The sequence below is a fragment of the Serratia montpellierensis genome (genome assembly GCF_020858655.1).
In the GTDB taxonomy this organism is placed as follows: Bacteria; Pseudomonadota; Gammaproteobacteria; order Enterobacterales; family Enterobacteriaceae; genus Serratia; species Serratia montpellierensis.
Genome location: NZ_VOSN01000005.1, coordinates 762,400 through 776,231 on the forward strand (window position 1 = coordinate 762,400; position 13,832 = coordinate 776,231).

Here is a 13,832-nt window from a genome sequence, read left to right on the forward strand (position 1 = left end):
AAATCCCGTCGTAGCCACCATAATTGGGGTGTCGCCAAGCGGTAAGGCTCTGGTTTCTGATACCAGCATACCCAGGTTCGAATCCTGGCACCCCAGCCATATTTAGAAAAGCCCGCTTCGGCGGGCTTTTTGCTGTCTGGCGTTCAGCCCATCCTAACGGGCCCAGCCGCAGCTGAGCCCCTGGCGGTTACAATCCCAACGCGTACTTCAACGCATGCTCTTTCAGCTTGCCCGCCCGCTGCGCGGCCATCAGCGCCAAATTGCGCGCGACGTTCAGCGGCGCCAGGTTATTGCTGAAAGCGGTATAAAACAGATCCATGCCGCTCTGCATCAGCAGATTGTCGGTACGGCGGCGACGCTGATAACGCAGCAGTACCGCCTCGCTGCTCCAGTCCTCTCCCTGATCCCGCGCCTCGCTCAACACGTTCAGTAAGGCATCCACATCGCGATACCCCAGATTGACGCCCTGCCCGGCCAGCGGGTTGATGGTATGCGCCGCATCCCCCAGCAGCGCCAACCCCGGCAGCACGTAGCGCTGCGCATGACGCCGCGTCAGCGGGAACGATCCGGCAGCGTGCACCTTGACCGGACCCAGTCGTGCCGGGAAAGCGGTAGCGATTTCGCGCTCCAGCTGCGCCGGCGGCATCGCCTGCAATTGGCGAATGCGCTGCGGACTGTCATACCACACCAGCGACGCCCAGCTGTCGTACAGCGGCAGGAAGGCGCGCGGCCCGGACGGGAAGAAGCGCTGCCAGGTCACATCCTGCTGCGGCGCGCCGGTATCGACGGTGATCAACATGCACGCCTGACGATATTGCCAGCCGTTGGTGCCGATCGCCGCCAGCTTGCGCACCTGCGAGTTGGCGCCGTCGGCGCCGATAACCAAGCGCGTCTGCAGCGTTTCGCCGCTGTCCAGCATCAGTTGCCAGGCATTGTCCGCCCGCTGCAGCGATTGCAGCCTGGCGGGACACAGCAGCGTCAAGTTGGCGCACTGCGCGAACTGTTGCCACAGCGCCAGCTGCAGAATGCGGTTTTCCACCATAAAGCCCAGCTCGGGCAGCCCCAGGGACACCGCGTCGAACGCCACGCGCGACGACGCCCACTCCCAGGTCTCCAGCCGGCGATACGGCGCCGTACGCATCGCCGTCACGGCCTGCCAGGCGCCGAGCTGTTTCAGCAGCCCCACCGAGGTGCAGCCGATCGCGGAAATGCGCAGATCCGGCGGGCTTTGTGCCTCGAACGCCTGCGGCGCCTGATGTTCCAGCAACGCCACCGACCAGCCCGCCTGCGCCAGCCCCAGGGCCGCCGCCGCGCCGACCATGCCGCCACCTAGCACCACCGCGTCATACCGATTTTGAGATGTCTTCATATTGGCTATGTTTTCTGTGTGAATGCTCGCCATCCCACCCGGCATGGCGTTTTGCGCAGTGTACCGGATTTTCGCTCCGGCTTCAGGTCGCATGCCATTTTCCCCCGCGCTGGTCACAACGGCGGCAAATGATTACAATACGCGCCCTGCATGTCGCGTAACGCAACTTTCGCTCCGCACTGAGTAATGGCAAGTCAATGACGAAAAAACTACATATCAAAACCTGGGGCTGCCAGATGAATGAATACGATTCATCGAAAATGGCCGACCTGTTAAACAGCACGCACGGCTTCGAGTGGACCGAAAACGCCGAAGAGGCGGACGTGCTGTTGCTGAACACCTGCTCGATCCGTGAAAAGGCGCAGGAGAAAGTTTTCGCCATGCTGGGGCGCTGGCGCTTGCTGAAAGAAAAGAACCCGTCTGTCATCATCGGCGTCGGCGGTTGCGTAGCCTCGCAAGAAGGCGAGCTGATCCGTAGCCGCGCGCCCTGCGTCGATGTGGTATTCGGCCCGCAGACCCTGCACCGCCTGCCGGAAATGATCAATCACGTTCAGGGCACCCGCAGCCCGGTGGTCGACATCAGCTTCCCGGAGATCGAAAAATTCGACCGCCTGCCGGAACCGCGCGCCGAAGGCCCGACTGCCTTCGTGTCAATCATGGAAGGCTGCAACAAATACTGCACCTTCTGCGTGGTGCCTTACACCCGCGGCGAAGAAGTGAGCCGCCCGAGCGACGACGTGCTGTTCGAAATCGCCCAACTGGCGGCGCAGGGCGTGCGCGAGGTCAACCTGCTCGGCCAAAACGTCAACGCTTACCGCGGCGCCACGCATGACGGCGATATCTGCTCGTTCGCCGAACTGCTGCGCCTGGTGGCGGCCATCGACGGCATCGATCGCATTCGCTTCACCACCAGCCACCCGATCGAATTCACCGACGACATTATCGCGGTGTACGAAGACACGCCGGAGCTGGTCAGCTTCCTGCATCTGCCGGTGCAGAGCGGTTCGGATCGCATCCTGACCATGATGAAACGCGCCCACACCGCGCTGGAGTACAAGGCGATTATCCGCAAGCTGCGCAAGGCGCGGCCGGCCATTCAGCTCAGCTCCGATTTCATCGTCGGTTTCCCGGGCGAAAGCCAGGCCGACTTCGAACAAACCATGAACCTGATTGCCGACGTCAATTTCGACGTCAGCTTCAGCTTCATCTATTCGTCGCGCCCGGGCACCCCGGCGGCGGACATGGTCGACGACGTCAGCGAAGAAGAGAAAAAACAGCGGCTGTATATTCTGCAGGATCGCATCAACCAGCAGGCGCTGCAGTTCAGCCGCCGCATGCTCGGCACCGTCCAGCGCATTCTGGTGGAGGGCACCTCGCGCAAAAGCGTGATGGAGCTGGCCGGGCGCACGGAGTGCAACCGTGTGGTAAACTTCGAGGGCACGCGCGACATGATCGGCCAGTTCGTCGACGTGGAAATTACCGAGGTGCTGACCAACACCCTGCGTGGCGCAGTGGTGCGCACCGAGCAGCAGATGGATCTGCGCGTACATGAATCCCCGCAGTCGGTGATCGCCCGTACCCGCAAAGAAAACGCGCTGGGCGTCGGCATTTACCAGCCCTGACGCCGCGGCGGCCGCCTTATCGCCGCCCATTCGCGCTACTCCTTACCGTTTCTCCGCCGGGCGCCCGCGCCCGGTGATTTTCTTTTTTATTTTTTTATTGTTGAAGAGGCGACATAACATGCAACTCCCACACTGCCCGAAGTGCAACTCCGAATACACCTACCAGGACAATGCCCTGTTCATCTGCCCTGAGTGCGCCCACGAGTGGAGCGACAGCGCCCCGGCGGAAGATCAGGACGCGCTGATCGTCAAAGACGCCAACGGCAACCTGCTGGCGGACGGCGATGCGGTCACCGTGATCAAAGACCTGAAGGTCAAAGGCAGCTCCTCGATGCTGAAGATCGGCACCAAGGTGAAAAACATTCGTCTGGTCGAAGGCGATCACAACATCGACTGCAAAATCGACGGCTTCGGCCCGATGAAGCTGAAATCCGAGTTCGTGAAAAAGAACTGATTCACGGCGGCCTTGTTCTGTGATGACGCGGCGGGCTTTGCACCCCGCCGCGTTTTTTCCTTATCTTCCCTTGAATTCCGCCGATGGCGCACAGATAGATCAGCGGTAAACTTGCGCCGTTGCGGCGCACCATGAATAATTCAAGAAAGAGAGTATTCAGGCTCGCCCTGAACGCGCGCGTCCCGAACGCGCTATGTGACATCAACCAGGCCCGATGTGACCTAGAGGAATAGTTTGAACGTCGCAACACAAGAAATTTTGTTAGAGCCCGCAGACAACCAGCGTTTGCTCAGCCTGTGCGGCCCGTTTGATGACAACATCAAGCAACTCGAGCGCCGATTGGGCATTGAAATCAATCGCCGCGACAACCGTTTCAAGCTGGTCGGCAAAAACCTGTGCGTGGTTGCCGCCGCCGATATCCTGCGCCATCTGTACGTGGATACCGCGCCGATTCGCGGCGTGATCCCGGATATCGATCCGGAGCAAATCCACCTGGCTATCAAAGAGAGTCGGGTGCTGGAACAGGTGGCCGACAGCGTGCCGGATTACGGCAAGGCGGTCACCATTAAAACCAAGCGCGGCATGGTGAAACCGCGTACGCCTAACCAGGCGCAGTACATCGCCAACATTCTCGATCATGACATCACCTTCGGCATCGGCCCGGCGGGCACCGGCAAAACCTACCTGGCGGTCGCTGCTGCGGTAGATGCGCTGGAGCGCCAGGAAATTCGCCGCATTCTGCTGACCCGTCCTGCGGTCGAAGCCGGCGAAAAGCTGGGCTTCCTGCCCGGCGATCTGAGCCAGAAGGTCGATCCTTATCTGCGCCCGCTGTACGACGCCCTGTTCGAAATGCTGGGCTTCGAGCGCGTGGAGAAGCTCATCGAGCGCAACGTGATCGAAGTCGCGCCGCTGGCCTATATGCGCGGCCGTACGCTGAACGACGCCTTTATCATTCTGGATGAGAGCCAGAACACCACCATCGAACAGATGAAGATGTTCCTGACGCGCATCGGCTTCAACTCGAAGGCGGTCATCACCGGCGACGTCACCCAGATCGACCTGCCGCGCAACCAGAAATCCGGCCTGCGCCACGCGGTGGAAGTGCTGTCGGACGTGGAAGAACTGAGCTTCAACTTCTTCCACAGCGAAGACGTGGTGCGCCACCCGGTGGTGGCTCGCGTAGTCATCGCCTATGAGGCCTGGGAAGCGGCTGAACAGAAACGCAAAGATGCGATTGCCGAACAACGTAAGCGCGAGGCGCTCGCCGCCTCCGAGCAGGAGACACCATGAGTCAGGTGATTTTGGATCTGCAGATTGCCTGTGAAAGCAGCGACGGCCTGCCGGATGAGGCCACCTTCCAGCGCTGGCTGGAAGGCGTGCTGCCGCAATTTCAGGAAGAGGCCGAGGTGACCGTGCGTCTGGTGGACGAAGCGGAAAGCCACGAGCTGAACCTGACCTACCGCGGCAAAGACAAGCCGACCAACGTGCTCTCTTTCCCGTTCGAAGCCCCGCCGGGCATCGAGCTGCCGCTGCTCGGCGATCTGATCATCTGCCGCCAGGTGGTTGAGCAGGAAGCGATTGAGCAAGGCAAGGCGCTGGAGGCCCACTGGGCGCATATGGTTGTCCACGGCAGTCTTCATCTGCTAGGGTATGACCACATCGAAGACGATGAAGCCGAAGAAATGGAGTCTTTGGAAACCGAAATCATGCACGGACTGGGTTATCCTGATCCGTACCTGGCGGAAAAAGACCCCGTCTGACGTCAGCCGTTTACCCCACAGCCCCGATGCGGGGCTGTCGCTGACGCCCCTTAACTCTGACATGAGTGACAGTAACTAAAACGCCATGAGCGACGACCATTCACAAAGCAATGACAGCCCCAGTCCCAAGAAGGGGTTCTTTACTCTTATCCTTAACCAGCTGTTCCACGGCGAACCCAAAAACCGTGGCGATCTGGTCGAGCTGATCCGTGATTCCGAACAAAACGACCTGATCGATCCCGATACCCGCGACATGCTGGAAGGCGTGATGGATATCGCCGAACAGCGCGTGCGCGACATCATGATCCCTCGCTCCCAGATGGTAACGCTCAAGCGCAACCAGACGCTGGAAGAGTGCCTGGACGTGATTATCGACTCCGCCCACTCGCGCTTCCCGGTGATCAGCGAAGACAAAGATCACATCGAAGGCATCCTGATGGCCAAGGATCTGCTGCCGTTCATGCGCGCAGACTCCGAGCCGTTCAGCATCGACAAGGTGCTGCGCACCGCGGTGGTGGTGCCGGAAAGCAAGCGCGTCGACCGGATGCTGAAAGAGTTCCGCTCCCAGCGCTATCACATGGCGATTGTCATTGACGAATTCGGCGGCGTGTCCGGCCTGGTCACTATCGAAGATATCCTGGAACTGATCGTCGGCGAGATCGAAGACGAATACGACGACGAAGACGATCTGGATATCCGCCAGCTCAGCCGCCACATGTACACCGTGCGCGCGCTGGCCCCGATCGAAGACTTCAACGATGCCTTCGGCACCCATTTCAGCGACGACGAGGTCGATACCATCGGCGGTCTGGTGATGCAGGCCTTCGGCCACCTGCCGGCGCGCGGGGAAACCATTGAAATCGAAGGTTACCTATTTAAAGTTGCCATGGCCGACAGTCGACGTATTATCCAGGTTCATGTAAAAATTCCGGACGATTCTCCACCACCGAAACTGGAAGATTAAATCCAACATGGCTAAAGCCTCATTACTTGAACGCCAGCGGGTTCGCGCCCTGCTGGCGCTGTTGTCAGGTGCCGGCGGGACGCTGGCGTTCTCGCCCTACGACTTCTGGCCCGCGGCCATCGTCTCCCTGTTCGGCCTGCTGGCCGTCACCCTCAATCGCACCACCAAACAGTCCGCCCTGCTCGGCTTTGTCTGGGGCTTCGGGCTGTTCGGCAGCGGTATCAACTGGGTGTATGTCAGCATCGCCGATTTCGGCGGCATGCCCTTCGCCGTCAACGTCTTCCTGGTGGTGTTGCTCGCCGCTTACCTGTCACTGTATACCGGGCTGTTCGCCGGGCTGCTGACGCGCCTGTGGCCGGCTACCCGCTGGTGGCGGCTGGCCATCGCCGCGCCGGCGCTGTGGCAGGTGACCGAATTCCTGCGCGGCTGGGTGCTGACCGGCTTCCCGTGGCTGCAGTTCGGCTACAGCCAGATCAACGGCCCGCTGAAAGGCATCGCGCCGCTGCTGGGCGTCGACGCCATCACCTTTGTGCTGATGGCCATCGCCGGCCTGCTGGTGTACGCCGTCAATCAGCGCCGCCTCTCGGCAGCCGTGATCGCCATCGCGCTACTGCTGTTGCCGTGGCCGCTGCGCCAGCTGCAGTGGTTTACCCCGCAGCCGGAGAAAGCGGTGAACGTCGCCATGGTGCAAGGCAATATTCCCCAGTCGATGAAGTGGGATCCGAGCATTCTGCTCAGCACGCTGCAAACCTATCTGGATGAAACGCGCCCCTACATGGGCAAGGCGCCGATCATCATCTGGCCGGAGTCCGCCATCCCTGACTTCGAGCCGCGTCAGAACGGCTTCCTGACCATGATGGATGACCTGATGCGGGCGAAGAACAGCAGCCTGATCACGGGGATTGTCGATGCACGCGCCACCCCGCAAGGCGTGCAGGAATACAACAGCGCCATCGTGCTGGGCGAACCGACGCCGTACAGCTACCCGGCCAAAGATCGCTACAACAAACACCACCTGGTGCCGTTCGGCGAATTCGTGCCGCTGGGTGAACTGCTGCGCCCTATCGCGCCGTTCTTCAATCTGCCGATGTCCGGTTTCAGCCGCGGCGACTACGTACAGCCGCAGCTCAGCGTACGCGGCTACAACCTGACGGCGGCCATCTGCTACGAAATCGTGCTGGGCCAGCAGGTGCGCGATAACTTCCGCCCGGACACCAACTTCCTGCTGACCATCTCCAACGATGCCTGGTTCGGCCACTCCATCGGCCCGTGGCAGCACTTCCAGATGGCGCGCATGCGGGCGCTGGAGCTCGGCCGACCGCTGCTGCGCAGCACCAATAACGGCGTCACCGCCGCGGTGGATGCGAATGGCGAGGTGATCGCCGAGATCCCGCAGTTCACCCGTCAGGTACTCGAAGTGAAGGTCACGCCGACCACCGGCGTCACCCCTTACGCGCGCTTCGGCGCCACGCCGCTGTGGGTGATGACCCTGTTGCTGGGCGGCTGGGCGCTGATGCTGGGCCTGCGCCGCAAATAGTCCTCTTCGCCGGGGCGCGCCCGCCGCGCCCCGCTTTCTCGTCAAATCCCCCTCAGTCAGAAAACGCCGTTAAATCAACGCGACTGGCACACTCCTTGCTTTGTCTATGGCGACATCGCGCGCCGGTTTACTTTTGCTGACGCTTTGTCGCACCTGCGCACATTTTGGGTGCATTGAACGCACCGCACGGGTGCGCCGACGTTTTGTTGCATTGATTTGGTGCGCGCGGCGTCTCAAAAAATGAAACATTTTAGTTTCAAGGTGTTCACAATCGGTTATTTTTTAACAGCGTTCAGTTCATAAGACTATCTTTATAACTTGAGCAATAAACAGTCGATTTAACCTGACGCTCTTTAGTCAGAGCCACAACAACAGCAAAGGAGTTGGACCATGCAAATGCGTAAATTGGCGTTATCGTTACTGCTGCTCGGTGCGGCAGGTAGCGTGGCGCACGCGGAAGACCTGACCGGTACGCTGAAGAAAATCAAAGACAATGGCGTGATCGTTGTCGGCCACCGCGAATCGTCAGTGCCGTTCTCCTACTACGACAACCAACAAAAAGTTGTGGGCTACTCTCAGGACTACTCCAACCAAATCGTTGAAGCCGTTAAGAAACAGCTGAATGCACCGAACCTGCAGGTGAAAATGCTGCCGATTACCTCGCAGAACCGCATCCCGCTGCTGCAAAACGGCACCTATGATTTCGAGTGCGGCTCCACCACCAATAACCTCGAGCGCCAGAAACAGGCCGCCTTCTCCGACACCATTTTCGTGGTCGGCACCCGCTTGCTGGTGAAAAAAGGCTCTGACATCAAAGATTTTAAAGACCTGGCCGGCAAACCGGTGGTGGTCACCTCCGGCACCACCTCCGAAGTGCTGCTGAACAAGCTGAACGACAGCGACAAGATGAACATGCGCATCATCAGCGCCAAAGACCATGGCGACTCCTTCCGTACCCTGGAAAGCGGCCGCGCGGTGGCCTTCATGATGGACGACGCCCTGCTGGCGGGCGAGCGCGCCAAGGCCAAGAAACCGGATCAGTGGGAAATCATCGGCACGCCGCAGTCGAAAGAAGCCTACGGCTGCATGCTGCGTAAAGACGATCCTGCGTTCAAGAAACTGGTCGATGACACCATCGCCCAGGCGCAAACCTCAGGCGAAGCGGCCAAGTGGTTTGATAAATGGTTCAAGCAGCCGATTCCACCGAAAAACCTCAACATGAACTTCGAACTGTCGGACGACATGAAACAGCTGTTCAAAGAACCTAACGACAAGGCATTGAACTAAATAGAATGACAGCCGGGGCGGCCGCCAGGCCAAACCGGCCCAGTTGATGACTGGGACAGACAGGTATGAGGGGGGCCGTTCCCCTCCCTCATTTTCCCCAAGGCGCATCACCGACATCCGCACACAATAAGCCAGCCAGACTGGCCGCGCGGCGATCGGCGCTCATCAGGTCATCAATCTTCGGCGCTCTGCGCCCGTTTACCGGAGTTTGTTATGTCAATAGATTGGAACTGGGGTATCTTCCTGCAGCAGGCCCCGTTTGGGAACACCACTTACCTCGGCTGGATCTGGTCCGGCTTTCAGGTCACGGTGGCCCTCTCCGTCTGTGCATGGATTATCGCTTTCTTCGTCGGTTCGCTGTTCGGTATCTTGCGTACCGTACCCAACCGCTTTCTTTCCGCCCTCGGCACCTGTTACGTCGAACTGTTCCGCAACGTGCCGCTGATCGTGCAATTCTTTACCTGGTATCTGGTGATCCCCGAGCTGCTGCCGGCCAATATCGGCACCTGGTTTAAAAGCGAGCTGGATCCCAACGTGCAGTTCTTCGTCTCCTCCATGCTTTGCCTGGGGCTGTTTACCGCCGCCCGCGTTTGCGAACAGGTGCGCGCCGCCATCCAGTCCCTGCCGCGCGGCCAGAAAGCCGCCGGGCTGGCGATGGGCCTGACGCTGCCGCAAACCTACCGCTACGTGCTGCTGCCGAACGCCTACCGGGTGATCGTGCCGCCGATGACCTCGGAGATGCTCAACCTGGTCAAAAACTCCGCCATCGCCTCTACCATCGGGCTGGTGGACATGGCCGCGCAGGCCGGCAAGCTGTTGGATTACTCCGCACACGCCTATGAATCCTTTACCGCCATCACGCTGGCTTATATCGGCATCAACGCCGTTATCATGCTGTTTATGCGTCTGGTCGAAAAGAAAGTGCAGTTGCCTGGCAACCTGGGGAGTAAATAATGTACGAATTTGACTGGGCGTCGATCGTCCCAAGCTTCCCGTTTCTGCTGCAGGGCATGGTAATCACGCTGAAGATCACCGTGACCGCCATCGTGGTCGGCATTCTGTGGGGTACCGTGCTGGCGGTGATGCGTCTGTCGCCGTTCAAACCGATCAGCTGGTTCGCCACCCTGTACGTCAACCTGTTCCGCTCGGTGCCGCTGGTGATGGTGCTGCTGTGGTTCTATCTGGTGGTTCCAAGCTTATTACAACAGGTTCTAGGCTTATCGCCGAAAACCGATATTCGCCTGATCTCGGCTATGGTAGCCTTTTCCCTGTTTGAAGCGGCCTATTACTCGGAAATCATCCGCGCCGGCATCATCAGCATCTCGCGCGGCCAATCCTCCGCCGCGCTGGCGCTGGGCATGACCCATTGGCAATCCATGCGGCTGGTGATCCTGCCGCAGGCGTTCCGCGCCATGGTGCCGCTGCTGCTGACCCAGGGCATCGTACTGTTCCAGGATACCTCGCTGGTTTACGTACTGAGCCTGGCCGACTTCTTCCGCACCGCGTCGACCATCGGCGAACGCGACGGCACCCAGGTTGAAATGATCCTGTTCGCCGGCTTTGTCTATTTTGTTATCAGCCTCGCCGCCTCGGCGCTGGTAAGCTATTTGAAGAAAAGGACTGTTTGATGATATCCCTGAAAAATGTTTCTAAGTGGTACGGTCACTTTCAGGTGTTGACCGATTGCACCACCGAAGTGAAAAAAGGCGAAGTGGTCGTCGTCTGCGGTCCTTCAGGTTCCGGTAAGTCCACCCTGATCAAAACCGTCAACGGCCTCGAGCCGATCCAGCAGGGCAATATCCTGGTGAACGGCACGCCGGTCAACGACAAGAAAACCAACCTGGCGCAGCTGCGTGCCAAGGTTGGCATGGTGTTCCAACACTTTGAGCTGTTCCCGCACCTGTCTATCATCGACAACCTGACGTTGGCGCAGGTGAAAGTGCTCAAGCGCGACAAGTCCGCCTCGCGCGAGAAGGGTCTGAAGCTGCTGGAGCGCGTCGGCCTCTCCGCCCATGCCAACAAGTTCCCCGGTCAGCTGTCCGGCGGCCAGCAGCAGCGCGTCGCCATCGCCCGTGCGCTGTGTATGGATCCTATCGCCATGCTGTTCGATGAACCGACCTCGGCGCTCGATCCGGAAATGATCAACGAAGTGCTGGACGTGATGGTCGAACTGGCGAACGAAGGCATGACCATGATGGTGGTAACCCACGAAATGGGCTTCGCCCGCAAGGTGGCGAATCGGGTGATCTTTATGGACGAAGGCAAAATCGTCGAAGACCGCAACAAAGACGATTTCTTCAACAACCCCGAGTCCGATCGCGCCAAGGATTTTCTGGCCAAGATCCTGCACTAAACGCTCTGCCTATGCGCCCCGCCAGGGGCGCATCTTTTCCCCCGGCACTAAAAGCGCTTGTTTCTCCCCGGTTTTGATCCGATGCTCGCAGGATAACAAACAGAGGAGAAAGAACATGCCCCGCCCTATTATCATCGATTGCGATCCCGGCCTCGACGACGCCATCGCGCTGGCTATGGCGCTGCGTTCGTCAGAACTGGACATCAAAGCCATCACTACCTCCGCCGGCAACCAGACGCCGGAGAAAACCCTGCATAACGCGCTGGGCCTGTTGACCCTGATGCAGCGCGAGGACATACCGGTCGCCGCCGGCGCCAGCGGCCCGCTGATGCGCGAACTGGTGATCGCCGACTATGTCCACGGCAAAACCGGCATGGGCAACACCCACCTGCCGACGCCGACCCTCAAACCCGATCCCCGCGGCGCCGTCGAGCTGATCGCCGACCTGCTGCGCACCAGCCCGCAGCCGATAACCCTGGTGGTGACCGGCCCGATGACCAACATCGCCCTGCTGTTGGCCCAGCATGCCGAGCTGAAAAGCCGCATCGAACGCATCGTATTTATGGGCGGCGGCATGAACGCCGGCAATACCACACCGGTGGCGGAGTTCAACATCTTCGTCGATCCCGAAGCCGCCGAAATGGTATTGAAATCCGGGGTGCCGCTGACCATGGCCGGGCTGAACCTCACCCATCAGGCGCTGGTGTTGCCGCAGGATATCGAGCGCATTCGCCAGATAGACAATCCGGTCGCGCAGGCGGTCGCGGAGATGCTCGATTTTTACCTGCCGCTGTACCTCAGCCATCCGCGCGGCCTGCCCGGCGCTGCAATGCACGATCCCTGCACCATCGCCTGGCTGCTGGCGCCGCAGCTGTTCACCGGCGTAGAACGCTGGGTCGGCGTGGAGACCAAAGGGGAATACACCGTCGGCATGACGGTGGTGGACTATTTCCAGCAAACCGGCAACGCGGCCAACGTGGAAGTGCTGACCAGCATCAACCGCGAAGGCTTTATCGATCTGCTGGCCGAGCGCCTGGCGCGTTATTGATCCCATCGGGGCGTGCCCGCGCCCCTCATTCAACTTTTTTGATTTAACTCAGCGAATTTTTGCGCTATCACTGTTCATGGCTTGCCTCTACCATGCGTTTACACCGACTGACATCGTTACCGATTAAACTTCGCCTGGAGATAAGCCAATGAGCCGCGTACTGGTCCTGAAATCAAGTATTCTGGGTGAATATTCCCAGTCTGGAAAATTAGTCGATTTTTTTGTTGAACAATGGCGTGAAACGCATCCTGAAGACACGTTCACCGTGCGCGACTTGGCCAACCCAACGTTGCCGGAGCTGGATGGCGAAGTGATGGCTGGCTTTACCGCCGGCGACAAACCGCTGACGCCGCATCAGCAGAGCACCCTGGCGCTGTCCGATGAGCTGATTGCCGAGCTAAAGTCGCACGACACGCTGATCATCAGCGCCCCGATGTACAACTTCAACATTCCAACGCAGCTGAAAATCTACTTCGATCTGATCGCCCGCGCCGGTCAGACCTTCCGCTACACCTCCGCCGGCGCCGAAGGGCTGGTGACGGGCAAAAAAGCGATCGTCATCTCCAGCCGCGGCGGCATCCACGCCGATACGCCGACGGATCTGATCACGCCGTACGTGAAGCTGTTCCTGGGCTTTATCGGCATCACCGACGTTGAATTCGTGCTGGCGGAAGGCTTCGCCTACGGCCCGGAAGCGGCGGAGAAAGCCGCCCAGGACAGCCGCATCGCGGTCGCGCAGAAAATCCCGGCCGGCGTCGCCGTACCGGCCAGCGCACCGGCGCAGGCGCAAGCCGCCCCGGCAGCCGTCAGCGGCGGTTTCCTGAGCAACTTGCTGAAGAAACTGTTCCGTTAAACGCCGGTCTTAGCGTTCCCCGCCCTGGCGGGGAACGTCATCAAGGTTCAAACGGCCGGCGCTGGAACTGGTCGTGACCGCATTTCGGGCAAAGCGGCAGCACCTCCGGCGTGTAGAACGCCAGGTGGTAATGGCACTGCTCGCACACCAGATTGCCCAGCCCCACCACTTCACCGCTGTGGTAAACGCCGTGGTGGCTGACATCCTTGAACACCTCGCGCCACTCCAGCTGGGTTTTGTCGGTGATATCCGCCAGTTCCTGCCACAGGCTCTCTTTGATCACCCGCATAAACACGCTGTCGGTAAACTCGTCCCGGCTTTCCTGATAGCTGCGGGCGAACTCTTCCAGATCGCGCCGCACCGCCTGCGTCACCTGCCGCACCTCGTCGCGGGTCAGATCTTCGGCCTCGTTCAACCGCCGCTCCGCGCTGGCCACCAGTTCGTCGATATCGCGCTCACCGTTTTTCAGGCGTTCGGTCAGCGATGCCACCAATTCGCGGTAATACTGAGCAACCTTGTTCATAGACTCTCCTCGATAAACGCTGCGCCGGACTTGGCTGTAGGGATACCCCTAAGCTACTTGTT

At 59.7% G+C, this 13,832-nt stretch carries 14 protein-coding genes and 1 tRNA gene; 13 read left to right on the plus strand and 2 right to left on the minus strand.

Annotated features, from left to right (window positions below):
* Window positions 1-24 precede the first annotated feature (24 nt).
* A tRNA-Gln gene (locus FUU19_RS09045) sits at window positions 25-99 on the plus strand.
* A gap of 88 nt (window positions 100-187) precedes the next feature.
* Here the strand turns inward: FUU19_RS09045 and ubiF are convergent.
* Window positions 188-1,369 carry a 3-demethoxyubiquinol 3-hydroxylase gene (gene ubiF, locus FUU19_RS09050; protein ID WP_230490111.1) on the minus strand — a complete coding sequence of 394 codons (1,182 nt, stop codon included), beginning with the start codon at window positions 1,367-1,369 and terminating at the stop codon, window positions 188-190.
* A 197-nt stretch (window positions 1,370-1,566) separates the two neighbouring features.
* Here ubiF and miaB point away from each other — a divergent pair, with 197 nt between their 5' ends.
* From miaB to FUU19_RS09110, 12 genes are all read left to right on the plus strand, one after another.
* Window positions 1,567-2,991, plus strand: a complete 1,425-nt coding sequence (gene miaB, locus FUU19_RS09055; RefSeq protein ID WP_141970409.1) for a tRNA (N6-isopentenyl adenosine(37)-C2)-methylthiotransferase MiaB — start codon at window positions 1,567-1,569, stop codon at window positions 2,989-2,991.
* A gap of 118 nt (window positions 2,992-3,109) precedes the next feature.
* On the plus strand, window positions 3,110-3,445 hold the full coding sequence (locus tag FUU19_RS09060) for a zinc ribbon domain-containing protein YjdM (RefSeq protein WP_004939967.1): 336 nt from the start codon (window positions 3,110-3,112) through the stop codon (window positions 3,443-3,445).
* 234 nt (window positions 3,446-3,679) lie between these two features.
* The gene (locus FUU19_RS09065; RefSeq protein WP_004939969.1) at window positions 3,680-4,735 is read left to right on the plus strand and encodes a PhoH family protein; all 1,056 of its coding nucleotides are present in this window, start codon (window positions 3,680-3,682) and stop codon (window positions 4,733-4,735) included.
* Window positions 4,732-5,205 carry an rRNA maturation RNase YbeY gene (gene ybeY, locus FUU19_RS09070; RefSeq protein ID WP_004939970.1) on the plus strand — a complete coding sequence of 158 codons (474 nt, stop codon included), beginning with the start codon at window positions 4,732-4,734 and terminating at the stop codon, window positions 5,203-5,205. Before FUU19_RS09065 ends, ybeY begins: the two co-directional genes overlap by 4 nt.
* Before the next feature lie 85 nt (window positions 5,206-5,290).
* Complete coding sequence (gene corC / locus FUU19_RS09075; protein WP_025301851.1) at window positions 5,291-6,169, plus strand: CNNM family magnesium/cobalt transport protein CorC; 879 nt, start codon at window positions 5,291-5,293, stop codon at window positions 6,167-6,169.
* 7 nt (window positions 6,170-6,176) lie between these two features.
* A complete protein-coding gene (gene lnt / locus FUU19_RS09080) occupies window positions 6,177-7,706 on the plus strand; it encodes an apolipoprotein N-acyltransferase (protein WP_102984138.1) in 1,530 nt (509 codons plus the stop codon).
* Window positions 7,707-8,096: 390 nt separating this feature from the next.
* Window positions 8,097-8,993 (plus strand): amino acid ABC transporter substrate-binding protein, encoded by an 897-nt coding sequence (locus tag FUU19_RS09085; protein ID WP_141970413.1) that lies wholly within the window; start codon window positions 8,097-8,099, stop codon window positions 8,991-8,993.
* 213 nt (window positions 8,994-9,206) lie between these two features.
* Window positions 9,207-9,947 (plus strand): amino acid ABC transporter permease, encoded by a 741-nt coding sequence (locus tag FUU19_RS09090; protein WP_019454074.1) that lies wholly within the window; start codon window positions 9,207-9,209, stop codon window positions 9,945-9,947.
* The gene (gene gltK, locus FUU19_RS09095; RefSeq protein ID WP_025301848.1) at window positions 9,947-10,621 is read left to right on the plus strand and encodes a glutamate/aspartate ABC transporter permease GltK; all 675 of its coding nucleotides are present in this window, start codon (window positions 9,947-9,949) and stop codon (window positions 10,619-10,621) included. The genes FUU19_RS09090 and gltK overlap by 1 nt, the downstream gene beginning before the upstream one ends.
* Entirely contained in the window at window positions 10,621-11,346 is a 726-nt protein-coding gene (locus tag FUU19_RS09100; protein ID WP_025301847.1) for an amino acid ABC transporter ATP-binding protein, read from the plus strand. Before gltK ends, FUU19_RS09100 begins: the two co-directional genes overlap by 1 nt.
* Before the next feature lie 115 nt (window positions 11,347-11,461).
* Window positions 11,462-12,394, plus strand: a complete 933-nt coding sequence (rihA, locus tag FUU19_RS09105; protein ID WP_230490110.1) for a pyrimidine-specific ribonucleoside hydrolase RihA — start codon at window positions 11,462-11,464, stop codon at window positions 12,392-12,394.
* A gap of 148 nt (window positions 12,395-12,542) precedes the next feature.
* Complete coding sequence (locus FUU19_RS09110; RefSeq protein ID WP_197775643.1) at window positions 12,543-13,247, plus strand: FMN-dependent NADH-azoreductase; 705 nt, start codon at window positions 12,543-12,545, stop codon at window positions 13,245-13,247.
* Between the two features lie 40 nt (window positions 13,248-13,287).
* Here the strand turns inward: FUU19_RS09110 and FUU19_RS09115 are convergent, their stop codons facing one another.
* Window positions 13,288-13,770 (minus strand): zinc ribbon-containing protein, encoded by a 483-nt coding sequence (locus tag FUU19_RS09115; RefSeq protein WP_025301844.1) that lies wholly within the window; start codon window positions 13,768-13,770, stop codon window positions 13,288-13,290.
* Window positions 13,771-13,832 lie beyond the last annotated feature (62 nt).

Coding starts and splice junctions, on each gene's coding strand:
- ubiF (WP_230490111.1), bottom strand. CDS start 1,369: ATGAAGACATCTCAAAATCGGTATGACGCGGTGGTGCTAGGTGGCGGC.
- miaB (WP_141970409.1), top strand. CDS start 1,567: ATGACGAAAAAACTACATATCAAAACCTGGGGCTGCCAGATGAATGAA.
- FUU19_RS09060 (WP_004939967.1), top strand. CDS start 3,110: ATGCAACTCCCACACTGCCCGAAGTGCAACTCCGAATACACCTACCAG.
- ybeY (WP_004939970.1), top strand. CDS start 4,732: ATGAGTCAGGTGATTTTGGATCTGCAGATTGCCTGTGAAAGCAGCGAC.
- corC (WP_025301851.1), top strand. CDS start 5,291: ATGAGCGACGACCATTCACAAAGCAATGACAGCCCCAGTCCCAAGAAG.
- lnt (WP_102984138.1), top strand. CDS start 6,177: ATGGCTAAAGCCTCATTACTTGAACGCCAGCGGGTTCGCGCCCTGCTG.
- FUU19_RS09085 (WP_141970413.1), top strand. CDS start 8,097: ATGCAAATGCGTAAATTGGCGTTATCGTTACTGCTGCTCGGTGCGGCA.
- FUU19_RS09090 (WP_019454074.1), top strand. CDS start 9,207: ATGTCAATAGATTGGAACTGGGGTATCTTCCTGCAGCAGGCCCCGTTT.
- gltK (WP_025301848.1), top strand. CDS start 9,947: ATGTACGAATTTGACTGGGCGTCGATCGTCCCAAGCTTCCCGTTTCTG.
- FUU19_RS09100 (WP_025301847.1), top strand. CDS start 10,621: ATGATATCCCTGAAAAATGTTTCTAAGTGGTACGGTCACTTTCAGGTG.
- rihA (WP_230490110.1), top strand. CDS start 11,462: ATGCCCCGCCCTATTATCATCGATTGCGATCCCGGCCTCGACGACGCC.
- FUU19_RS09110 (WP_197775643.1), top strand. CDS start 12,543: ATGAGCCGCGTACTGGTCCTGAAATCAAGTATTCTGGGTGAATATTCC.
- FUU19_RS09115 (WP_025301844.1), bottom strand. CDS start 13,770: ATGAACAAGGTTGCTCAGTATTACCGCGAATTGGTGGCATCGCTGACC.